Consider the following 19,449-nt stretch of genomic DNA (forward strand, 5'->3'; position numbering starts at 1 on the left):
GACCCTGCCTAAGCTGGAACTGCGGCCCGTTCCGGCGACGGGCGGCCGTCGGCGAACCAGCGCGGGAAGGTGATGTCGAACAACTGTTCGCGGGCCAGCTCAGCACCACCGCGCAGCGGCTCCCGTTCATCATTGACGGAGAGGGTGATGGTGAGGTCGCGGGTTGCCAGCGGCAGCGACAGTTCGTAGACGCGCTGCCGCACCTCGGCCAGGAAGACCTCGCCGGCGGATGCGATGGCCCCGCCGATGACGATGACTCCGGGGTTGAACATGTTCACCAGTGCCGAGATGGTCTCACCCGCAACGCGGGCCGACTTCTGGACCAGGGCGATGGCCAGGGAGTCGCCGGCCTGGGCCGCAAGCGTGATGTCCTCGAGGGTCAGTTCACCCTTCTGCAGCTTTCCGGCGAGGGAACTGCTGGTCCCGTCCTTGACGGCCTGCTCGGCATCCCGGACTAGGGCCCAGCCGCCGGCAACTGCCTCCAGGCAGCCGGTCTTGCCGCAACGGCATTGGGCATCGGAATCTGAAACCCGCACATGGCCGATATCCCCGGCAGCGCCGTTGGCCCCCCGGTGGATTCTGCCCTTGGACAGCAAGCCCGCCCCGACGCCTGAGCCGATCTTGCAGTAAATCAGGTCCACCACGGCATCGCGCCGCCGGGCGCGTTCCCCGAGGGCAAGCAGGTTGGAATCGTTGTCCACCCAGACGGGCGCGTTGAAGCGTTGCTCGAAGGGGGTGCGGACGTCGTAGCCGTTCCACCCCGGCATGATCGGAGGTGCCACGGGGTGGCCTGAGGCGAAATCGACGGGCCCGGGAAGGCCCACCACCACGCCCCAGACGGGGACCTTGGCGTGTGCCTTGAGCACTTCTTCGGCAAGTGCCATCACTGCGTCGATGGTCTTTTCGGGGCCCGTGGCGATGTCCCAGGCGCGGTGCGTGTGCTCCAGGATGTCACCGTCGAGCGCTGCGACGCCGACCCTGATGTGGGCCGCTCCCAATGCGCACACCAGGATCATGCCCTGCTCCGCCCGGAAGCGGAGGGTCCGCGGGGCCCGGCCCCCGGACGAGGCTCCGAACTCCCCATCGCCGAGGAACCCGATGGAGATGGCCTGGTCGACGCGCTGGCTGACAACACCCCGGCCCAGGCCTGTGACTTTGCCGATCTCTGGCCGGGTGGTGGCCTCGCCCGTCCGCACCAGATTCACGATCCGCAGCAGGCTCGTCACTTCATCCGTCTGCGCCCCAAAGCGGAGCGTGGAGTCTGTCGTCATAGTTCCCAATTCTCCCACAGTAAGGGGCACTAAGGTGCGCTCCGACGCAACTAAGGCCAAAACATGCCAAACTTAGGAATAATAATGACAAAAGAGAGGGCGCCCATGCCGTGGAAGGTAGGAATACTTGGGGCCGGGCCCGGGGTGGCGGCTCTCCACCTCCCGGTGCTCGGGCGGCTCGCCGACCTGTACGACGTAGTGCATGTTGCGGACGCCGGAAGCGGCCGCGCGCGCGACCCCGCCCGGCGGCTGGGTGCCCGCTGGTCGGCCGGCGAAGGCGAATTGCTGGCGGACCCACAGGTTGAGGTGGTGGCCGTCTGCAGCCCTCCGGCAGAACACGCCCGCCAGATCCTGGCCGCCGTCGCCGCCGGGAAGCGCGCCATCTTCTGCGAAAAGCCGCTGGCCACCACCAGGGCGGACGCGGATGCTGTCATCGCGGCCTGCAGTTCCGCGGGGACCATACTCCTGGTGGGCACCAACCACCTGTTCGACGCCGCGTGGGGCCGCGCGAAGCACCACCTTGCTGCCCTCGAGGGGCGGGTGCGGGCAATCTCTGTCACCCTCGCCCTCCCGCCCAATGAGCGGTATCACCGGCTGGTGTCCGACGGCGGCCCCTTCCAGGCCCGGCGCGGAGGACGTCCTGACCTCGACGATCCGTCCGTGGCGGCAGATGTCCTGCGGCAGTTACTGACGGGCCTCGCCGTCCATGACCTGCCGGCTGTTCGGGACGTCGCTCCTGGCATCGACGAGGTGGCCTACGCGAGGGTCGTTCCGCCGATTGGTTACCTGGTGGGCTACCGGGCGGGCGGAGTCCTGGTCCAGTTGGCGCTCATCATGCTTCCGGAAGGGCCGGATGCCCTCTGGCGGATGAGCATCGCCACCTCCCATGACCGCGTCGAGGTCAACTTCCCGCCGGCGTTCGTCCATGCCGGCAGTGCCGCCACCAGGGTCAGAAGCGTCGACGGGCAATGGACGGAGTACCGGCGGGATCCGGAGGACGGGTATGTGGCGGAGTGGCGCCTGTTCGGATCCTTGCTGGAAGGGGCTGCGCCGGTGGAGTATGACGAACTGCTGGCTGACGCGCGTTACGCGATCGACTTGGCCGACGCTGCGGCGGCCAAGGTTATCGAGGGGGCGGCAGTATGAGTGCGCTGACGTCGGCGCTGGGAGTGTTCACGGACCTGCCATCTTACGTCGCGGCGGTCGCCGAGCTTCCCGCCAGTGCCAAACGCGCGGACGGGGCCCGCGGATCCGTGGTCGTGGTGCCGGGAATCGGCAACTGGTGGGAGGGGTTGCTGCCAGCCCGGAAGGAGGGGGCCGCTGCCGTGGTGGTGGCTGACCCGGCAGTCCTTCCCCGGGAAGTCTTCGACGGCGGGTGGCCGGGAGGTATCCCTGTCATCATCGAACGCTCCCGCCTGCGTCCGGACGTCGTTGCCGACGCTTTGCGGGCCCGGGAAGGCAAGGCCACGGCCGCGGTCACGGTCGAGTGCGCGGCTTCGGCCGGTGTCCTCAGAGAGGTGGTCTGTGACGGGCTCGGCTGGGCAAGGGTCCTGGCGGGTGGACCCTTGGCGCTGAGTGGCGCCACCGCGACGGCCCACGGCCGGATGGCACTCCTGCATGGACCCGGACCCGGCGGCGACCGCGTGACGGTGCCCGTCAGCCTGCTGGCGACGGCGGCCGGCGGCTTCCATGACGGCGGGCTCCTCCAGGTGCTGGGGCTCGGTGAGGTGCGGACCGAGGTCCTGGTGGACCAGCCGGCGGTGCTCACGCGCGTGGAGACAGCCGGCAGTAGGGGGACGTTGCGGACTCCGGAGCGCTATGAGTCGTCAGCCCGGGTGGCGCTGCGGCGGGCCCTCGAGGCGTGTTCCTTGGGAGAGCCGCTTTTGGACCTGCAGGAGCTGCTGGAGGACATGGCCCTCACGCGGGCGCTGCTTGACGCGCAGAACGCTGATGTCGAATAACAGCACTCTTATGTTGAATTTAGACAAAAGTACGGATAGTATGGGTGATGGCGTTGGGGTTCCAGCCGGACCCGTTCTCGGCCGTGCAGGTGCGGCGGAGGCACAACATGTCGCGTCGACGGCCCGATCGATCGGGCAGACCACTATGCCACTTTCCTCTTTGAGACTGCGTCTCCTCGTTGTTTCCCTGCTCACGGTCTCCTTCCTTGGAGCCCTGGACCACACCGTCGTTTCCACTTCCCTCGCCACCGTTGCCGGCGAACTCGGCGCCCTTCAGCTGATGAGCTGGGTGGTGGTGGGGTACACCCTTGCCAGCACGGTGCTGCTGCCGGTCCTCGGCAAGCTCGGTGACGTGCTGGGCGCGCGCCGGATTTTCCTTGCTTCCCTGCTGGTGTTCCTGGCCGCTTCCCTGGCCTGCGGTTTCGCCCAGGACATGGCGTGGCTCATTGCCGCCCGGGTCCTGCAGGGCATGAGCTCCGCCGGCCTGCAACTGATGTCCCAGACGATTATCGCCCGCGTCACCACCCAACGGGAGCGGCCACGATACATGGCCATCATCGGCGCCGCCTTTCCGATCGCCATCCTCATCGGCCCGGTGCTGGGCGGTGCCATCACCGACTACTGGGGGTGGCAGTGGGTCTTCTGGATCAACATCCCGGTGGGCGCCGCCGCCCTGATCCTGGCACTGATCGCCGTTCCGCGCCTCGAACCAGGCGCCCGGCCGCGGCACTTCGACGTCGCCGGAGCGGCGGTCTTCACAGCCGCCCTGGTTGCCCTCGTCCTGGCCGCCACGTGGGCAGCCGAACGCAACTCCGGCCTCGCCGCCGCAACGGCGTTCGCTGTCAGCGCCGCAGGCTTCGTGGCCTTTTTCTTCATTGAACGCCGCTCCGGCGAACCCATCGTGCCGCTGCACTTCTTCGCCAACCGCACGATTGCGGCGGGCACCGCGCTCTCGGCGATTATCGGCGTCGGCCTCTTCTCCATCACCGCGTACCTGCCCACGTACTTCCAGATGGCCTACCGGACCACGGCGACCGTGTCCGGCCTGGTGCCCATTGCCACCGTGTTCGGCATGCTGATCGGCAATCTGCTGACAGGCTGGCTGGCGAGCCGCACCGGACGGTATCGGATCTTCCCGATCATCGGGACATCGCTGGGCGCGGCCGGGCTCTCCGTCATGGCCATGCTGCCCGCGGGGCTTCCCCTGTGGGTGCCCATGATCGTGATGGCTGCCGTGGGCCTGGGGACCGGGGCGTTCATGAGCCTCATTATCGCCGTCGTCCAGGGCGCCGCCCCCGCCAGCCAGACCGGCACCATCACCGCCAGCATCAACCTGGCCCGGCAGGTGGGCTCCACAGTGGCCACGGCGGTCATCGGCGGGGTGATCGGCTTCGGTGTGGCTGCGATGCTTCCGTCCGGCCTGGACGCCGCCACCCTGACCCCGCACCTGGTCCACGCGGCCGCGCCGGACGTGCAGGCCGCCGTCGCACTGATCTACAGCTCCGTCTTCACACCCATCTTCATCGCCCTCGCCGCTACCTACGCGGTGGGCATCATCGCCGCGGTCCTGCTGCCGCACGGCCGGCTCTCCGATGACCCCGTTTCCGCCCGCCACACCACGTCCGAAACCCTCCCGGCCTGATTTCAAAGGAGACATCATGTCCAACCCCACCATCGCCATCGTCGGCAGCGGCCCGATCGGCTCAACCTACGCCCGGACGTTCGTGGAGCAGCTTCCCCACGCCCGGGTGGTGATGTTCGAAGCCGGTCCGCAGCTCACCTCCGTCCCCGGCGAGAGCGTGCGGAACATCCCGGACCCCGTCGAAAAGGCGCGTGCCCGGGAGATGTCGCAGGGGCCGCAAGCCGGGGCCTACCGCGAGTCGCTCGGCATCCCCGCCGGCACCGTCACCGAAGGCATGTTCACCGCTCGCCAGGGCACCCACCTGCTGGACTTCGGGGGCGCCGGCTCAGCCCACGCCCCGACCTTCCCGGCCGCGGCTGCGGCAACCAACGTCGGCGGCCAGGGGGCGCACTGGACCTGCGCGACGCCGTCGCCCGCCTTCAGCGAGAAGATCCCCTTCATCGCGGACGGGGAATGGGACGGCCTCATTGAAGAGGCCAAGCAACTGCTGCACGTCCACAGCGCCGCCTTCGCCGATTCGAAGGTCGGTGAAGCCATCCGGTCCCTGCTGGACGAGGAGTTCGGGGCGGAACTGCCGGAAGGCTACGGCGTGGGCACCCTCCCCGTCGCCGGGGACCCGCAGCCGGACGGCTCCGTGCGCTGGGCGGGTGCCGACGTCGTCCTCGGACCACTCGTGGACCCGGACAATCCGCTGTCGCAGCGGTTCGAGCTCCGCGACCTCACCCTGGTGCGCAAGGTGGAACGGGACGGAACCCGGGTCACCGGCGTGACCGTCCAGGACCTCCGCACCGGGGAGGAGTCCTTCGTGGCGGCGGACCTGGTGGTGGTGGCCGCGGATGCGTTCCGTTCCCCGCAGCTGCTGTGGGCCTCCGGCATCCGGCCGAAGGCCTTGGGCCGTTACCTGACCGAGCACCCCGTGGTCATCTCCACCGTGGCGCTGGACCCCGAGAAGATGGGCCGCTTCGCCACGGAGGAGGACCTCGACGCCGAACTGGCCCGCCGCGCGCAGAACCCGGCAGACCCGGTGGCCGCAGTAAACCGCATCCCGTTTTCCGAACCCGAGCACCCCTTCTCCGTCCAGGTCATGTACTCCGAGTCCACGCCGTTCCCCATGGACCCGGGAACCCCGTACTCCGAGAACCGCTGGGGCTACGTCAACATGGGCTACGGCATGCGCAAGCATCCGCGTTACGAGGACGCCGTGACCTTCGATGACAACGAGCCGGACTACCGCGGTTTCCCGAACATGACCATCGAATATGCCCTGACAGAGCGGGAAGAAAAGGAGATTGCCGAGGCCACCGAGCGGCTGCGGCGCGCCGGCAAGGCGCTGGGCGTGTTCGTCGCCGAGCCCCGCCTCATGCCCAACGGGTCCAGCCTGCACTACCAGGGGACCCTGCGCATGGGCGAGACCGACGACGGCACGTCCGTCGCCGATCCCTGGTCCCGAGTGTGGGGCTACGAGAACCTCCTGGTGGGCGGCAACGCGCTCATCCCGACGGCAACTGCGATGAACCCCACGCTGATGAGCGTCGCCATCGCCGTCCGCGGCGCACGCAAGGCCGCGGAAGGCCTTGCGCCCCGGGGCTATTAGGCTCGGGGAGCGTCAACCTGCATCGCCTCCGCCCGTGGCGGTAAGCCGTTCCGGCGCCCGCATGGACGGAGGCGCGGCTAACCTGTGGGTATGAAGAACCTGGACCTCAACCTGCTGCCCCATCTGCAGGTCCTGCTGGAGCTGCGGAACATCTCCCGGGCGGCGGAGCGGCTCCGGCTCAGCCAGCCGGCAACGAGTGCGGCGATGGGCAGGCTCCGGCGGCATTTCGACGACGAGCTCCTGGTCCGCAACGGCCGTACCTACGAACTCACGCCCTTTGCGCAGTCGCTGGTCCCGCTGGTTGATGAAGCCATGCTCCACATCCAGCGGGCCACCCGCGTGCGGTCCGGCTTTGACCCGGCCACCAGCGAGCGGGAGTTCATCATCGCCGCCTCGGACTACGCGGCGGCTCTGATCGTGGGCCCGCTGCGGGGGATCCTGCGCGAGGAGGCCCCGGGGGTCTCGGTGGACTTCGTGCCCACCGCCAAGTCCGGAATCCAGGGCCAGATGGCCGACTACTCAAAGATCGACCTGCTCGTGGGGCCCACCGGCTACCAGATGCAGGGGGCAAGCAGGCAAGTGTTCCGGGACAGCTTCGTCGCCATTGCAGACACCGGCAACCCCCTGCTCCAGCAGCCCCGGCTGACCCTCGCCGACCTCACCTCGGTGCCCCACGCCGTCGGCTACTTCGGCGAGGGCATCAGCACACCCGCGGACAAGCTGTTCGAGTCCCGCGGCATCCAGCGCCGCGTGGCAGCCGTGGTGGCAGGCTTCCTTTCCCTGCCGCTGCTGGTGGAGGGGACCGACCTCGTGGCCCTGGTCCCGCGGATGCTGGCGTCCCGGGCGCAGCGCGGTGCCCACATCGCGGTCCTGGAATTCGCTGAAGACGCAGAGGCCGCGCTCGTGGAGGCAATGTACTGGCATCCGTCCCAGGCCGAAGACCCGGCCAGCGTCTGGCTGCGGTCCGTGGTCCAGCGGTCCTGTGCCCGGCTGCATGAGCTGTTTCCCGTCACCGCGCACCCGGTGCCTATCCGCGCCGCGGATACCACCTAGACCCAACGCGCGGTTCTCCATCCGGTTCATCCCTGCGAAAGTCGAAGAAACAGCCTTCGAAAGGGACCCCATGCCTGCTTCCCGCCAGCTCCTCGCCGGCAAAACCGCCGTCATCACCGGAACGGCCAGCGGCCAGGGCCGGGCCGCGGCGCTCGCCTTCGCCGAAGCAGGGGCACTGGTCCTGGGTTGCGACATGGACGACGTCGGCTCAGCGGCCACGGTCGCCGCGGTCACCGCCGCCGGGGGCCGGATGGGCAGCAGCAGGGTGGACCTCACGGACGAGGCCGCCGTTGCCGCCTGGGCTTCGGAGGTTGCCGCTAAGCACGGCCAGGTGCACATCCTTTATGCCAATGCCGCGGTCACCCGTTTCGCCCCCGTGGAAGACCTGACGTACGCGGACTGGAAGTGGAACGTCGAGCACGAGATGGATGTGGTCTTCCTGCCGGTCAAGTATTTCTGGCCGCAGCTGGTCCGGGCCGGGAACGCGGCCATCGTGCTGGTGGGTTCGACGGCGGGCGTCACTGGATCGATGACCAACGGCCGGCTCGCGCACACCGCCACCAAGGGCGCCGTCGTGGCCATGACCAAGCAGCTCGCGGCGGAAGGGGCCCGGCACGGGGTGCGCGTCAACGCCGTCAGCCCGGGCATGATCCGGACCGCTGCGACGGAGGGCGACCTGCTGGCCGCCGACCACCCAATGCGGGCCATCGCCGGGAGCATTCCGCTGGGCAGGATTGGTGCGCCCGAAGAAGTGGCCCGGTGCGCGCTGTTCCTGGCCTCCGACGAAGCCTCCTATGTGACCGGCGCGAACCTCATGGTCGACGGCGGCTGGTCCGCGGTCCTGCCGGGCTGAAGTTGCCCGCTCCCTCCCAACTGGGTAGCAGTAGATGTCGTTATGGAGGCCCAAAACGACATCTACTGCCACCTAGTTGGGTTTGAGGTCAGCGGAGGGCGTCGGAGATGGATTTCGCCCCGCCGTGGGCGGACTGTCCGCCATCCACGGGGATTTCGGCGCCGGTCACGAAGGATGACAGTGGGCTGAGCAGGAAGAGTACGACGGCGGCGACCTCCTCCACGCGTCCGGTACGTCCCAGCGGGGTTTCGTCGAGGGTGGCCTGCCGGAACTCGGGGCTCGCCCCCTCGGTCATGGGTGTTTCGATGAAGCCCGGATGGACGGTATTGACCCGGATTCCGCGTGGTCCCAGTTCCATTGCTGCAACCTGCGAGAGTCCCCGGAGGGCCCATTTGCTGGCGGTGTAGGCCACCGGATAGTGCGCTGTCAGCGCTGCTACGGAACCGACGTTAACGATGGAGCCGCCGCCGGCCATCAGGGGTGTGAGCGCCTGGATCCCCAGCAGGCTGCCGGCAACGTTCACCTCATACACCCTTTGCAGGTCAGCCACACCGGCATCGAGCAGCCGGTTCCGCTGTGTGATGCCCGCGTTGTTCACCAGTCCGTCCACCTGCCACCCTTGGGACCGGATCCAGTCAGCAAGCGCAGCCCAGCCGGAAGGATCGCTGACATCCAGTTGCCGGTACAGCAGCTCCCCGTCGGCCTGCGGATCTGCCGCCAGCCCGGAGGGTAGCTCCGCCGCCAGGTCGGTGGCGATGACGCGCGCCCCGGCCCCGGCCAGCAAGCGCGCCTCGGCGGCACCCTGACCCTGGCCCGCGCCCGTGACGACCACGGTCCGGCCTGCAAGCTGAAGCGCGTCCACCCTAGGTTCCGGAGGCAACGGCAGGGGCAGTGCGGTTACGGGGACGGGACCTGGCCGGCACACGGGTGATGGCCTCGCGGCGCTCGCCGACCGTGTTTTCGATGGTGCCGATACCTTCGACCGTCATCCTGACAGTGTCACCGGTTATCAGGGGCGGCGGTGTCTGGGCGCCGTTGCGGCCCCAGAGCTCGGCGAGGCAGCCGCTGCCGCAGGTTCCGGAACCGAGCACGTCGCCGGGGCGGACCACGGAGTCCTGGGAGGCGTAGGCGACGAGTTCGGCGAAGGGCCAGCCCATGTTGGAGAGCAGGTCCTGGCCGATCTGTTCGCCGTTGACCTCGACGGACATGGAGATCGGCAGGAACCCTTCGGCGTCGTGCCGGTCCTCGAACTCGTCCGCCGTGACAATCCACGGGCCCAGGGTGTTGGAAAAGTCCTTGCCCTTGCACGGCCCGAGGCTGACCTTCATCTCCCGGCGCTGCAGGTCCCGCGCGGACCAGTCGTTGAGGATGGTGTAGCCGAAGATGTGCCGGTGCGCTTCCTCGGCGGTCAGGTTCCGTCCGTCGTGGCCGGGCCGGCGTCCGACGACGGCGGCGACCTCGGTCTCAAAGTCCAGGTCCGTGCACCCGGCCGGAATGCCGATCACCTCGCCGGGGCCCGTCACGGTGTGCGGGTTGGTGAAGTAGAACGTGGGTGCCTCGTACCACTCGGGCACCACGCCGGCGGCGCCGTCGATGCTCTTCCGGACGCCTTCGACGTGTTCCTCGAACGCGACAAAGTCGCGGATGGTGGCAGGGGCCAGCGGGGCGAGCAGTTGTACGTCGGCCAGCGGAACTCCCGGACTGGCGCCGATGGTCCGCCGGGCAGTGTCCAGGGTTGCCTCGAGTCCGGCGTCCAGCAGGTCCTGCACGCCCTTGCCGTCGGGCAGGGCGTAGCAGGCGCCGTCATCCACAAAGCCGGACTGCGTCCCGCCATCGTGATTCCACCGGGCGATCTTAACCATGAATTGTGTTCCTTAGGCTGTGCGGGTGGCGGTACGGGCAGACGCGGGCGCGATCCCGAGGGCGGCGGCGTTTCCGGAGAGCAGGCGGGCCTCGTCCGCGGCTGGGAGTCCGGCGGCCTGGACCTCGTCCACCGGGAGGTCTGAGCCCATGTCGAACGGGTAGTCAGAGCCGAGCAGCACCTGCCCCGGTCCGGCGGCCGCCACGAGGGCCCGCAGTTCGGCCGGACTGTGCACGAGGGAATCGAAGTAGAGCTTCTTCAGGTAGGACGACGGCGGCTCTGCGCAGCCGTGTGCTTCGGGCCGTACCTTCCAGGCCCGGTCCGAGCGGCCCAGGGTGGTGGGCAGGTAGCCGCCGCCGTGCGCAGCAAGGACTTTCAGGCCGGGGTGCCGGTCCAGGACACCGGAGAAGATCAGGTGCGACAGGGCCACGGCGTTCTCCGCTGGCTGGGAGACGGTGTTGGCGAGGTAGAAGCGGTCCAGCCGTTCATCCAGCGAGCAGCCGAACGGGTGCAGGAACACCAGGGCGTCCAGTTCCTCGGCCCGGGACCAGAACGGTTCCAGCCGGGGCTCACTCAGCTCCACCGTGGTCCGCTCCCCGCCGGGGGTAGCCGCGAACGACCCGATCTCCACACCGAGCAGCCCGCATTCGAGCACAGCGTGCTCCAGGACCTCGACCATCAGGTGCGGGTGCTGAAGCGGGACCAGGCCCAGGCCGTTGAGCCGTTCCGGGGCGCGGTCCACGAATTCCCGCACCGCCTGGTTCGCAGCGCGGGCCAGGCGCAGTGCCAGCTCCTCGCCGGCGAAGTAGTAGAAGTGCGACGGCGACGGCGAGACCAGTTGCACGTCCACGCCCTGGGCGTCCATGTCCGCGAGCCGGCGGTCCAGGTCGGTCAGCTGCGGCCAGCGTTCCTTGATCATCTTCCCGGACGCGGCCATGGACTCCGGCCCGTTGCGCCGCACCTCGAGAGCCTGCTGCGCGCCGAACCCCTCGGGATCGGCGTCGGCCACGAGCTGCTGCAGGGCCGGAAGCAGGACGTGGGCGTGGACGTCAACAGTGGGGTGGCCGTCGGGACTGGTGGTGCTCATGCGGGTTCCTTCAGCATGGTGGACAGCTTGTACATCAGGCCGGGCACGTCTGCGTCGCGGACGCCGTCGAGCATCCACTGGCCCAGCTGGACGGAGGACTCCACCACTGCCTTGGCCCGGTCCAGACGGCGGTCCGTGAACTCCTTGAACAGGGTTTCGGTGACGTCGTCGGCCTTGATCAGCAGCTCCGCCAGGACGACGGCGTCCTCCAGGGCCATGGCTGCGCCCTGGGCGACCGTGGGCGGGCAGCTGTGGGCGGCGTCGCCGATGATGACTGTTCGGCCGCGGTTCCACGGGCCGTCCACCAGGTGCGTGGTGAACCACGTGTAGTTGATGCGGGCGCTGTGGTCCAGGTTCTCCCGGATTTCCTTCCAGGGCCCGCCGTACGCTGCGGCGAGTTCGGCCATGACGCGGGGGCCGTCCTCGTGCTTGCGCTCCTGGGCCTTTTCCACCAGGTAGGCGTAGATGGTGTCCCGGCCGGTGGGGCAGTACCCGGCGATAAAGCAGGGGCCGCCGTAGGTCAGGTCGGTGCGGACCACCTCTTCGGGCCGCTCAACGAAGGCACGCCAGATGCCCATGCCGGTGGGCTGGGGTTCGACGTCGATGCCGATCGCCTTGCGGACGGCCGAGTGCAGCCCGTCTGCGCCGATCAACAGGTCGTAGCGGGAGGAGCCGCCGTTGGCCGTGCCCACGGTGACGGACCCGCCGTCGTCCGTTATGCCGGTGACCGTCTTCCCGTAGCTGATCCGCGCGCCTGCCTTTTCCGCGCGCTCGCGGAGGATGGCGGTGAGGTCCGGGCGGTACATGCCCATGGTGGCGGGAAGGTCGTCGCCGCCGGTGCGGATGTCCTCGAGGACGGCGAGGACGGTGCCGTTGGGGTCCGGGGCGCGCAGCCCGAGCGTGCTGAAGCCGTAGCCTTTGGCCTCCACCTGCTCCCAGACGCCGAGCTGCCGGAGGACCCGGAGGGCGTTGCCCTGCAGGGTGATGCCGGAGCCGAGGGTCTGCGGGGCGTCCGCCTTTTCCAGGATCTCCACCTGGATTCCCGCGTCGGCCAGGAGGATGGCAGCGGCCAGGCCCGCGGCTCCCGCCCCGACGATTCCGACGTTCTGTACTGCTGCCATCGCTGACTCCTTTGTATTGACGGCGTTACTGGTGGTTTATGTAAGTGAAGCTACCCGAGCGCGGGCTAGCGGAGCGCGATCGGGTTGACGGGTGATCCGACGGCGCCGGTGATGGGCAGTGGTGCGGCGGTGAGCAGGAAGTCGTACCTGCCGTCCGCGGCGCACGCTTCCGCGAGGGCGTCCGGGTCCCACATCTCGCCGAGGAACAGGCCCAGGTTGGGGATGGCGATCTGGTGGAGCGGCTGGAACGCGCCGTCGAATTCGTTGGGGCGGACTTCAAAGCCCCAGGTATCGGTGGCGATGCCGGCGATCTCGCTGCGGTGCAGCCAGGGCGCGGTGCTGAAGGACAGGCCGGGGGCGGCGCCGCCGGCGTAGTCGCCCCAGCCGTCGCGGCGCACCCGGGTGTACTGGCCGGTGCGGATCACCACGATGTCGCCGCGGCGGACTTCCGAGCTGGGCCCCTGCAGGTCGATGGTTTGCTGCAGGTGTTCGGGGGTGATCGCGAATCCGTCCGGCAGTTCGCCGTCGTTCCGTCCCAGTTCGGGGCCGAGGGCGCGGCCGACGTCGAGCAGCACGCCGCGGGTGGCGATTTTGGCGGCTGCGGTTTCGATGCCGGTGACCAGGTCGCCTTCGGAGGTGACGACGTCGCCGGCGGCGCGGCCGTTCCAGGCTTTGCCCTGGTCGAAGATATGGCCCAGGCCGTCCCACTGGGTGGAGCACTGCAGCGGCATGGCGATGACGTCGTCCGCGCCGCCGAAGCCGTGCGGGAAGCCCTGGTTGCCGCGTTCGGCGTCCACGCCGGTGTCCGTCATGGTGTGCACGGGGTTGGTGCGGCGGCGCCACCCCTTTTGCGGGCCATTGGTGTCGAACGGCTGGGACAGCGAGAACGCCTCGCCGGTCTTCACGAGGGCCGCGGCCTCGACGCGCTTGGCGGCGTCGATGAAGTTCAGGGTGCCGAGCACGTCATCGGCGCCCCAGCGGCCCCAGTTGTTGTGCGCGGCGGCCATGGAACGGATGCTGCCGAGCGGGTCGTCACGCCGGATAACCGGGGAATCAGGAGCTGATTCCCCGGTGCCGGTGATGCTTGCTGTGTCCTGGGCGGTCACGGCTGGCTGCCTTCGGTGGTCGTTTCGTCCTTGCAGTGGATGAGCTGTGTGCCCAAGCCGGTGATGGTGCCTTCCATGACGTCGCCGTCCTGCAGGAGCCGGCCCCAGTGCTGGCCGTTGCCGGCGGGGCTGCCGGTGAGGACCAGGTCGCCCGGGCGCAGCGGCATGATCTGGGAGGCTTCGCTGACGAGCTTGGCCACGCCGAAAATCATGTCGGAGGTGGATTCGTCCTGCATGGCCTTGCCGTTGAGCTTCAGCGTCACCTGCACGTTCTGCGGGTCGCCGAAGAACTTGGCAGGGACCAGCAGTGGGCCGGTGGGCAGGAAGCCGGGGGCGTTTTTGGCGCGGTACCAGTCCGAGCCGATGGCGGGCATGTCCTTGCGGAAGACGTACTCGCGGGTGGTGATGTCGTTGACCATGGTGTAGCCGAACACATGCTCCAGCGCTTCCTCGGGGGAGACCCGGAACGCCGTTTTGCCGATCACCGCCGCGAGCTCCAGTTCCCAGTCGTGGGACTTGGAGTAGGACGGCAGGGTGAGGTCGTCCGTGGCGGACGCGACCGCCGTCGGAAGGCCGATGAAGAAGTACGGTGTGCCCTGGCCCGCGCGCTTGTCCATCATCGCCGCCGTCCTGGTGCGCACTTCCTCAGCGTCCTCGCCAGGTTCGCGGTGGGCGATGGCGAGGTCGATGACGTGCTTGCGGTAGTTCGCGCCGGTCTGCAGGATCTGGGCCGGCTCCACCGGGGCGAGGATTTCGACGTCGGCACGCGCCAGTCCGCTGTCCTCGCCGGCGGAGGCGGCCAGTGCGTCCAGCTGGCCCTCGGTGGTGGCCCAGTGTTCGATCAGGGAGTTGATGTCCCCGTCCAGCGGCAGGACCCGGTCATTGACGAGCAGGCCGGTGCGGGCCTTGCTGTCGCCGGATTCCTGGAACCGGACCAGCGCGTAGGTTGCGTCTGCCATGGCGTCTTAGCCCCGGCCGTGCTTGGCGTACGGGTTCAGGAGGGCTTCCTTCATCTCGGGGGAGGCGCCTTCCTCGGTGGCGGTGAAACCTTCGGCGGGCGGGAAGGATTCGGTCATGGAGTGCGGCATCGCGCCGTTCTTGTAGAAGTTGTTGGAGCCCTCGGACGGGTGCCAGGTGTTGGCTTCCCAGTCCGGGACGTAGTTGCGGTAGCCGCCGGAGTTGAGCTCCACGCGCAGGCCGGACGGTTCGCGGAAGTAGAGGAAGTTCTGCTCGCCGACGCCGTGGATGGAGGGCCCGTATTCCATCGGGGTGCCGTGTTCCATCATGACGTCAGCGGTGCGCAGCAGGTCTTCGGTGGTGTCCACCCAGAAGGCGATGTGGTTGACGCGGCCGGGGCGGTTGGAGGTGTCCAGAACGACGCCGAGGTCGTGGGACTTTTCGTTGGTGGTCAGGACCGAGAAGACCGTGATGGGGGCTTCGTCCAGGTCCACGAAGGCCATGACGCGGAAGCCGAGGGCCTCGTTGTACCACTTGGCGAACCCGCGTACGTCGGAGGAGGCGACGGTGACGTGGTCCAGGAAGCGGGGTGCTGCGGCGTGGCTGCTGCGGCGCTCCGGGCGGTCCGGGTAGGTCGACTCGAAGCCGGGCCCGGCGACGAACTTGTCGACGTCGTAGAAGAGGCGCATGTGGTGGCCGTAGGGGCCGGTGAATTCGTAGGCCTTGCCGTAGCCGTGGCCGCCGGCGGTCCAGGTGCCCTGCACGCCGGTCGCTTCAATGCGCTGGGCGGCGGCTTCGAGGGCGGCCTGGGAGTTGGTGCGCCAGGCCATCCGGCCCAGGGACGCTTCAGGGCCTTCGGTAACGACGAGGCTGTACCGGTAGTAGTCGCCCCAGCAGCGCAGGTAAACCTTGCCGTCCACCCGGTCGATGATGCGCATGCCGAACTTTTCCTCATAGAACTTGGCCGAAGCTTCGACGTCCGGGCTGGTGATCTCGAGGTGGGCGAGATGGGAGAGGGGAGTTTCCACGTTGAAGTCCTTCTGGTTACTGGTTGCTGTCGGTTGGTGCAGGTCCTGTAACTACTGTGAGGCACTTCATATATTTGAGGAAGGCGGGGTTTTCTATATCAACTATTTGTTCGACTGATGCTCTCCCGCCTCGTTCAGCGGGTACGGCAGGTTGCGCGTCACGGGGATCAGGCTTTTGGGGAGGGGTCGACGGCGGGTCCGCCGGTTTCCGGGGGAGTGGCACCGAAGGGGGCCAGAAAACTGCCGTGCGTGACGCCGTCGTCCATCCCCTGGCGACCGTCTCTCACGTCCTCCACTTTTAACCATGAGTGCTCTATCGGTTCCGGTTTCCAGATGGGCGGACTCAGAGTTGCGGGACGCAGACACCGCTTCCAAGGAGGGCGAGTCCTGCTCGGTCACCGGGCGCGAAATCCTGAAGGCCCATGTTGTCGGCATGCATCAGCTGCGTCGGATCGTTGATGTGGTCGAGGCCGAGGACATGGCCGAGTTCGTGCATGATGATTGCCCGCACTTGCGCAGCCCCATCGGGGTGGCTGGCCATGATGCCCGCGAGGTCAGGAGCGTCCAGGCGTATCTGGCCCGCCACGAGGACCAGGGGTTGACCTGGAGCCTGGATGATGGTGCTCCCGCCATCGCCGGCGACACGTCCGGCGAGCCCGGGAGTTTCCTCCGGCGTGGACCAGGTAATTAGCACTGGAGCCCACCGCTTTCCGTAGCGTTCCGGCTGGTAAGGCTTCCGCTCATCCGCCGGGGCTTCTGTGGTGGTGCCGTCGTAAACGAAGTGCAGGCCCGACGCGGCAGAAACCGCTGATATGGCTTCGCGTATCAGGGAATCTCCGCCTGGTAGGGCGTTGTCCGGGCGGATGACGTAGTGCACGGGGCGGCAGGGGTCATAGGCGACGAGCGGCTGGCCTGTACCCCCGTGAGTCTGCAAAGCAAAGGCCTTGGATCCGGTGCTCGCCGGGGGCGTACCCAAGGGGGAGGAAGCAGCTTCATGGCCTGGTGGCGGGACTGTTGCACCCGGGAGGTACGGTGCGGCGAAGGGAAGTAAGACCCGGTTGAACAGCGAGGGCGTGAAGTACAGGCAGATCACGAGGGCTACCCCCAGCGCAGTCATTACCCGCCGCTTCCGAACAGGGGAGTGGTAGGGCCTCCGTGAGCGGATGCCGAACCTTTTGCTTCTGGGCGGCGTCGGCCCGGCACCGCGCCATGGGGCGGTTGCTTCCGGCATGCCGAACGCCTCATCGATCGCCCACTGCGGAATCCGGCCGCTGGGTGAACGGCGCACCCGTGGCAGCGGGCGGCCGTCGGGCATTCCCGGCCATGATCCAGAATCTTTACCTGAAATGCCCACCCAACATCCCCCGTGCTGACTTCGCTATTAATCTTGTTTCAGCCTAGATGCGGCCGACGCCGCTATTGTGAGCAAAGCCGCAGGATTTGCACAGGAAAAGCTTCCGCCCGGGAACGCGTTCGTCCAGCCGGACGGATGCTTTGAAGTTGCTTGTTGGCTATTCCTTGCCGAGGTTGGCGGCCGAGGTCTTCTCTCCGGTCACCTCATTGAGTGCCCGCAGGTCGAAGATCCCGTTGATGTCCGCCTGCTTGGTGGTCCCGGCCGTGACGCCGTCCGCCAGGAGCTTCTGGTAGGTGCCGGCCAGCGGGTCCACAGTGAAGACGATGTTCTTTAGTGATCGGTCAATGACGTCCGCCTTCAGCTCGGCACCGGCCGCCTCCTTGAGGGCGGCGTTGATGACGCTGGCCTTCTCGGAGTCCGGGGCGCCGTTCAGCCACCCAACCGACTTGGCGTGGCCCTTCAGGAGCGCCTTCACCGTGTCCGGGTGGTCGGCGGCGAACTTCTGGTTCACGATCAGGATGGTGGTGGGGAACTCGCCCGGCTTGCCCGACAGCGAACCATCCCACAGGTCCTTTTCGTCCACCAGGACCTTCGCTCCGGCGGTCAGCACCAGACGCGACGCCCACGGCTCAGGCAGCCACGCACCATCGAGCTTTCCATCCTGGAAAAGTTTGAGCGTCTGGGCGTTCTCGGTGGGGTTGATGGCGACATCGCCGCTGCCGTCCACGTTCGTCTTGAACCCCTGCGACGCCAGCCAGGCGCGGAGGGCTACGTCTTGTGTGCCACCAAGCTGCGGGGAGGCAAGGGTTTTGCCCTTGAGGTCGGCTGCCGTGTTGATCTCCGGCTTGACCACCAGCTGGGCCCCGCCCGCCGCGGCGCCGGCGATGATGTGGATGGACTCGCCGGAACTCTTGACGTAGGAGTTGATGGCGGGGTTGGGGCCAATGTAGGTGGCATCGATGGCGCCGGCATTCAGCGCCTCGATCGCGGCCGGACCGGCATTGAAGACCTGCGTGCTGAGCTTGGTGTCGCCGAGTTCGTCGGCGATGTAGTTCTGGCTGACGCCCACCAGTGCGGGGGCGTGGGTGACGTTGCCGAAGTAGCCAAGCTTGAGTTCTGCGGCGGGGTTGCCGGCGGGGGCGGCTTCCGCTGCCGGCACCGTGGAGGAGTTGTTGGTACTGACGGCCGTGGCGACGGCGGCCCCACCGCCAACCAGGGCCAGGAGGGCGGCCGTGATGCCGATCTTCTGGCCCAGGGAACGCTTGGGCTTGGCCGACTGCCCGGCCACAATACGGGTGGAGCTTTCCTGGTTTTGTGGACGCTTGTCCTGTGGTTCTGCCATTGGGATTCCTTCGCTGGGTCTGATGCTGAGACGAGATTACGGAGCACCCAGCGGCCCCACAATCAACGGTGTAGCAGGCGTTCACGTGACGACGCTTACTCTCAACACGGCGTAGCGCGGCTTCAAAAAACGTCGCACCGCGACTTCTCCGGAGCCGCAAAAAGGCCCTTTCCCGGACTTTCGAAGCCCATGCGGGACTCAGCGTTCAGGCGCTCCTGTGGTGCCGCCGTCGCCGAGGTTTGCGATGGCCTGCCGGACGACGGCCAGGTCCAGGTCCCCCAGGCCCTGCGCCACCAGGTCCGCGTAAAGGTGGAGCCCGGCAGACGCCATTGGAACTGCCGCGCCAACGCTGTCCGAGCTTTCCAGCACGAAGGCCAGATCCTTGCGCATGAACTTCGCCGGCCCCGTCGGCCTGTAGTTTTTCGCGGTGATCCGCGGTCCAACCTGTTCCAGAACCCGGCTCGAAGCAAGGCCGCCGGACAGGATCTCGAAGAGGGCGCCCGGGTCCAGGCCCGAGCGCTCGGCGAGCTCCGCGGCCTCGGCGAGTGCCGCCGTCGTGGTCCCTACTACCAGTTGGTTGCAGGCTTTGGCCAAGGACCCGGCCCCCAGCCCTCCCAGCAACTTCACCGTCGTCCCCATTGCCTCGAAAGCCGGCCGGGCCCGCCCGAAGTCTTCCTGCGTGCCGCCCACCATGATGGCGAGCGTGCCCCGTTGGGCGCCGTCCGTGCCGCCGCTGACCGGAGCATCGAGCACTGAAGCGTTTCCGGCGCTTGCCTCGCTGACGGCCGCGCCAAACGCCTGCACGCCGACCGGGGACACGCTGCTCATGACCACCACCAGCGTTCCCGCCGCCGGCGGGTCGGTCCGCCACGCCTCCAGCAGGCCCGATGCCGCATCTTCAATAAAGGGCAGATCGGGAAGCATAAAGAAGATAAGGGGCTCGTCGCGCAGTTGTGCAACTGTTTGCACGCCGCATCCGCCGAGCAGTTCGAGATCCCGGACGGCTGCCGGGGACCTGTTCCAACCCGCGATCCGCCAGCCGGCCTTGACGAGGTTCGCGGCCATGGGGGCACCCATCAGGCCCAGCCCCACAAAGCCGGCGCGGGGCTGTGTCCTGCCGCAGGGAGCGGTGTTGGTACCCACTGTGATCCTTTCGCTGTACGGGGCGCCCCGAGGAACGCCGCGATGGGAACGCCGTCAGGGCGGCCCGGAAGGGCCG

The 19,449-nt window shown here is 67.9% G+C and carries 17 protein-coding genes; 6 read left to right on the forward strand and 11 right to left on the reverse strand.

Going from position 1 to position 19,449, the window contains the following annotated elements:
* Positions 1-8: 8 nt before the first annotated feature.
* Positions 9-1,271, reverse strand: coding sequence for an ROK family protein (locus tag ACYQ1Z_RS08090; RefSeq protein WP_459791978.1), 1,263 nt, complete (start codon positions 1,269-1,271; stop codon positions 9-11).
* Positions 1,272-1,355: 84 nt separating this feature from the next.
* Between ACYQ1Z_RS08090 and ACYQ1Z_RS08095 the strand changes: the two genes are divergently transcribed.
* From ACYQ1Z_RS08095 to ACYQ1Z_RS08120, 6 genes are all read left to right on the forward strand, one after another.
* Positions 1,356-2,417: a Gfo/Idh/MocA family protein gene (locus ACYQ1Z_RS08095; RefSeq protein ID WP_459791979.1), complete on the forward strand. Its 1,062-nt coding sequence runs from the start codon at positions 1,356-1,358 to the stop codon at positions 2,415-2,417.
* Positions 2,414-3,232 carry a hypothetical protein gene (locus ACYQ1Z_RS08100; RefSeq protein WP_459791980.1) on the forward strand — a complete coding sequence of 273 codons (819 nt, stop codon included), beginning with the start codon at positions 2,414-2,416 and terminating at the stop codon, positions 3,230-3,232. The genes ACYQ1Z_RS08095 and ACYQ1Z_RS08100 overlap by 4 nt, the downstream gene beginning before the upstream one ends.
* A 160-nt stretch (positions 3,233-3,392) precedes the next feature.
* Positions 3,393-4,874, forward strand: a complete 1,482-nt coding sequence (locus ACYQ1Z_RS08105) for an MFS transporter (RefSeq protein WP_459791981.1) — start codon at positions 3,393-3,395, stop codon at positions 4,872-4,874.
* Between the two features lie 16 nt (positions 4,875-4,890).
* Positions 4,891-6,468: a GMC oxidoreductase gene (locus tag ACYQ1Z_RS08110; RefSeq protein ID WP_459791982.1), complete on the forward strand. Its 1,578-nt coding sequence runs from the start codon at positions 4,891-4,893 to the stop codon at positions 6,466-6,468.
* A gap of 90 nt (positions 6,469-6,558) precedes the next feature.
* Positions 6,559-7,521 carry a LysR family transcriptional regulator gene (locus tag ACYQ1Z_RS08115; RefSeq protein ID WP_459791983.1) on the forward strand — a complete coding sequence of 321 codons (963 nt, stop codon included), beginning with the start codon at positions 6,559-6,561 and terminating at the stop codon, positions 7,519-7,521.
* 70 nt (positions 7,522-7,591) lie between these two features.
* Positions 7,592-8,374: an SDR family NAD(P)-dependent oxidoreductase gene (locus tag ACYQ1Z_RS08120; protein ID WP_459791984.1), complete on the forward strand. Its 783-nt coding sequence runs from the start codon at positions 7,592-7,594 to the stop codon at positions 8,372-8,374.
* An 88-nt stretch (positions 8,375-8,462) separates the two neighbouring features.
* On the opposite strand, the gene ACYQ1Z_RS08125 is transcribed toward ACYQ1Z_RS08120, so the two are convergent.
* The 10 genes from ACYQ1Z_RS08125 to ACYQ1Z_RS08170 form a co-directional block, all read right to left on the reverse strand.
* Positions 8,463-9,236, reverse strand: a complete 774-nt coding sequence (locus ACYQ1Z_RS08125) for an SDR family NAD(P)-dependent oxidoreductase (RefSeq protein WP_459791985.1) — start codon at positions 9,234-9,236, stop codon at positions 8,463-8,465.
* Position 9,237: 1 nt separating this feature from the next.
* Positions 9,238-10,236: a fumarylacetoacetate hydrolase family protein gene (locus tag ACYQ1Z_RS08130; protein WP_459791987.1), complete on the reverse strand. Its 999-nt coding sequence runs from the start codon at positions 10,234-10,236 to the stop codon at positions 9,238-9,240.
* Positions 10,237-10,248: 12 nt separating this feature from the next.
* Complete coding sequence (locus ACYQ1Z_RS08135; protein ID WP_459791988.1) at positions 10,249-11,322, reverse strand: amidohydrolase family protein; 1,074 nt, start codon at positions 11,320-11,322, stop codon at positions 10,249-10,251.
* Complete coding sequence (locus tag ACYQ1Z_RS08140; protein WP_459791989.1) at positions 11,319-12,443, reverse strand: FAD-dependent oxidoreductase; 1,125 nt, start codon at positions 12,441-12,443, stop codon at positions 11,319-11,321. The genes ACYQ1Z_RS08135 and ACYQ1Z_RS08140 overlap by 4 nt, the downstream gene beginning before the upstream one ends.
* A gap of 65 nt (positions 12,444-12,508) precedes the next feature.
* A complete protein-coding gene (locus ACYQ1Z_RS08145; protein WP_459791990.1) occupies positions 12,509-13,549 on the reverse strand; it encodes a cyclase family protein in 1,041 nt (346 codons plus the stop codon).
* Positions 13,546-14,508 (reverse strand): fumarylacetoacetate hydrolase family protein, encoded by a 963-nt coding sequence (locus ACYQ1Z_RS08150; RefSeq protein WP_459791991.1) that lies wholly within the window; start codon positions 14,506-14,508, stop codon positions 13,546-13,548. The genes ACYQ1Z_RS08145 and ACYQ1Z_RS08150 overlap by 4 nt, the downstream gene beginning before the upstream one ends.
* A 6-nt stretch (positions 14,509-14,514) precedes the next feature.
* On the reverse strand, positions 14,515-15,534 hold the full coding sequence (locus tag ACYQ1Z_RS08155) for a VOC family protein (RefSeq protein WP_459791992.1): 1,020 nt from the start codon (positions 15,532-15,534) through the stop codon (positions 14,515-14,517).
* A gap of 343 nt (positions 15,535-15,877) precedes the next feature.
* Complete coding sequence (locus tag ACYQ1Z_RS08160; protein ID WP_459791994.1) at positions 15,878-16,651, reverse strand: matrixin family metalloprotease; 774 nt, start codon at positions 16,649-16,651, stop codon at positions 15,878-15,880.
* Positions 16,652-17,045: 394 nt separating this feature from the next.
* Positions 17,046-18,230, reverse strand: a complete 1,185-nt coding sequence (locus tag ACYQ1Z_RS08165; protein ID WP_459791995.1) for an ABC transporter substrate-binding protein — start codon at positions 18,228-18,230, stop codon at positions 17,046-17,048.
* Positions 18,231-18,428: 198 nt separating this feature from the next.
* Positions 18,429-19,373: an NAD(P)-dependent oxidoreductase gene (locus ACYQ1Z_RS08170; protein ID WP_459791996.1), complete on the reverse strand. Its 945-nt coding sequence runs from the start codon at positions 19,371-19,373 to the stop codon at positions 18,429-18,431.
* Positions 19,374-19,449: the final 76 nt, after the last annotated feature.

This window comes from Arthrobacter sp. AD-310 (genome assembly GCF_054656615.1).